Genomic DNA, 3229 nt, shown 5'->3' on the forward strand with positions numbered 1-3229 from the left:
GGACACCGCTGTGCGGGCGCAACTTCGAGTACGTCTCCGCCTCCGCCGCGGCGAGCCGCGCGGCGTCCGAGGTGTCGCTCATGGCGCGATGCTAGGAGCGGGCCGGCCCCGCCGCAGGTCCACCGGTGCGCCCACCCGGGCACGAGGCGCCGCGGACGTGGGTCAGCGCGGGGGTGACCGGTGTGTGCGGGTGTCACGGGCGCGTCGGTAAACTCCTCGGGTGACGTCGCAGGACACCTCCGCCCCCGCCCCGACCAGCCCGTCGGGCGAGGTCCCGTTCCGCTACACCGCCGCCCTCGCGCAGGAGATCGAGCTCCGCTGGCAGGACGAGTGGCAGCGCCGCGGGACGTTCTTCGCCGCCAACCCGGTGGGTGAGCTCACCGACGGCGACGGGCGGCTCGCGCAGCCGGGGAGCCGGTCGTTCTTCGTCATGGACATGTTCCCGTACCCCTCGGGCGCGGGCCTGCACGTCGGGCACCCGCTCGGGTACATCGCGACGGACGTCGTCGCGCGCTTCCGCCGCATGCAGGGCGACAACGTGCTGCACGCGCTGGGCTTCGACGCGTTCGGCCTGCCGGCCGAGCAGTACGCCGTGCAGACGGGTCAGCACCCGCGCACGACGACCGAGGCGAACATCGAGATCATGCAGCGCCAGCTGCGCCGGCTGGGCCTCGCGCACGACCCGCGCCGCTCGTTCGCCACGATCGACCCCGACTACGTCCGCTGGACGCAGTGGATCTTCCTGCAGATCTTCGAGTCCTGGTACGACGAGGACGCGGTGCGTCCCGACGGCGGTCGCGGCGCGGCCCGGCCGGTCGCGGACCTGGTCGCGGCGTACGAGGCCGGCCGCCCGCTGCCCGAGGGCGTCGACGGCGTCGCCGACGGCGCGACGTGGGCGGACCTCGACGAGGTGACGCGTCGCCGCGTCGTCGACTCCCAGCGCCTCGCGTACGTCTCGGAGACGCCGGTCAACTGGTGCCCGGGGCTGGGCACGGTGCTGGCGAACGAGGAAGTCACGGCCGACGGGCGCTCCGAGCGCGGCAACTTCCCGGTGTTCCAGCGCAACCTGCGCCAGTGGAACATGCGGATCACCGCGTACGCCGACCGCCTGGCGGACGACCTCGAGCACATCGACTGGCCCGACAAGGTCCGCTCGATGCAGCGCAACTGGATCGGCCGCTCGCAGGGTGCGCAGGTGCGGTTCGCGGTGCAGGGCGGCAGCGAGGTCGAGGTCTTCACGACGCGCCCCGACACGCTGTTCGGTGCGACGTTCGTCGTCGTGGCGCCCGAGCACCCGCTCCTCGACGAGGTCCCGTCGACGTGGCCGGACGGCACGCACGCGGCGTGGACCGGCGGCCACCGCACGCCCGTCGACGCCGTCGCGGCGTACCGCCGGGAGTCCGCCGCGAAGACGGCCGTGGAGCGTCAGGCCGACGCGGGCCGCAAGACGGGCGTGTTCACCGGCCACCTGGCCGCGAACCCCGTCAACGGCGAGCTGCTGCCGGTCTTCACCGCCGACTACGTCCTCATGGGCTACGGCACCGGCGCGATCATGGCGGTCCCCGGCGGCGACGAGCGCGACTTCGCGTTCGCGCAGGCGTTCGAGCTGCCGGTCGTCTATACCGTCGACGCCCCCGAGGGCACGCCCGACGGCGCACGCACGGGCGACGGCAGCATCATCAACTCGTCGAACGACGAGATCTCGCTCGACGGCCTGTCGGTCCCCGAGGCGAAGGCCGCGATCATCGCGTGGCTCGAGCAGCACGGCATCGGCGAGGGCACCGTCACCTACCGTCTGCGCGACTGGCTCTTCAGCCGCCAGCGCTACTGGGGCGAGCCGTTCCCGATCGTCTACGACGAGCACGACCTGCCCGTCGCGCTGCCGGCCGACGCGCTGCCCGTGACGCTCCCCGAGGTGCCCGACTACGCGCCGCGCACCTTCGCACCCGACGACGCGCAGTCGTCGCCCGAGGCGCCGCTGGGCCGCAACGACGAGTGGGTGACGCTCACGCTCGACCTGGGCGACGGCCCGAAGCAGTACCGCCGCGACACCAACACGATGCCCAACTGGGCCGGGTCGTGCTGGTACTACCTGCGCTACCTGGACCCGACCAACGACGAGCGGCTCGTCGACCCCGCGCTCGAGCGCTACTGGATGGGCCCCGGTCACGGTGCGCAGCCGGGCGACTCCGTCGGCGGCGTCGACCTGTACGTCGGCGGCGTCGAGCACGCCGTCCTGCACCTGCTGTACGCCCGGTTCTGGCACAAGGTGCTGTTCGACCTCGGCCACGTGTCGAGCGCCGAGCCGTTCCACAAGCTCTTCAACCAGGGCTACATCCAGGCGGCGGCCTTCACCGACGAGCGCGGCGTCTACGTGCCCGCCGACGAGGTCGTCGAGGACGGCGACGCCTTCACGTGGCAGGGGCAGCCCGTCACCCGCGAGTACGGGAAGATGGGCAAGTCCCTCAAGAACGCCGTCACGCCCGACGAGATGTACGCCGAGTACGGCGCGGACACGCTGCGCGTGTACGAGATGTCGATGGGCCCGCTCGACCTGTCGCGCCCGTGGGAGACCCGCGCGGTCGTCGGGTCGCAGCGCTACCTCCAGCGGCTGTGGCGCAACGTCGTCGACGAGACGACCGGCGCGCTGGTCGTGACGGACGACGCACCGTCGACCGAGACCCTGCGCGTCCTGCACCGCACGATCGCCGACGTCACCGCGGACATGGAGGCCATGCGCCTCAACACCGCGATCGCCAAGCTCATCGTGCTGAACAACCACCTCACGACGCTCGACGCAGCCCCGCGCGCGGCCGTCGAGGCGCTCGTCCTCATGACCGCGCCGGTCGCACCGCACGTCGCCGAGGAGCTGTGGCAGCGGCTCGGTCACGACCGGTCGCTCGCGCACGAGCCGTTCCCGGTCGCCGACCCGGCCCACCTCGTCGAGGAGACCGTCACCTGCGTCCTGCAGGTCCAGGGCAAGGTGCGCGGCCGCGTCGAGGTCAGCACCGAGATCGCCGACGACGAGCTCACCGCGCTCGCCCTGGCCGACGCGGGCGTGCAGCGCGCGCTCGCAGGCCGGGACGTCCGCACCGTGATCGTGCGCGCGCCGCGCCTCGTCAACGTGGTGCCGGCCAGTACTTCACACCGCGACCGATCATCCGGGCGATGGTCGACTGCGTTCGGCCGACGGTGCACGACACGGTCGTCGACCCTGCCTGCGGCACAG

At 72.6% G+C, this 3229-nt stretch carries 1 protein-coding gene and 1 pseudogene; both read left to right on the forward strand.

Annotated features, from left to right (window positions below):
• Positions 1 to 220 precede the first annotated feature (220 nt).
• Positions 221 to 3136, forward strand: a pseudogene (gene leuS, locus HGA02_RS14030) (leucine--tRNA ligase); the annotation flags it as partial.
• 32 nt (positions 3137 to 3168) lie between these two features.
• Positions 3169 to 3229, forward strand: a 61-nt coding sequence (locus HGA02_RS21045; protein ID WP_246247813.1) for a hypothetical protein, incomplete at its 3' end; no start/stop codon positions are given.

This window comes from Cellulomonas septica (genome assembly GCF_012396155.1).
Lineage (GTDB): Bacteria > Actinomycetota > Actinomycetes > Actinomycetales > Cellulomonadaceae > Cellulomonas > Cellulomonas septica.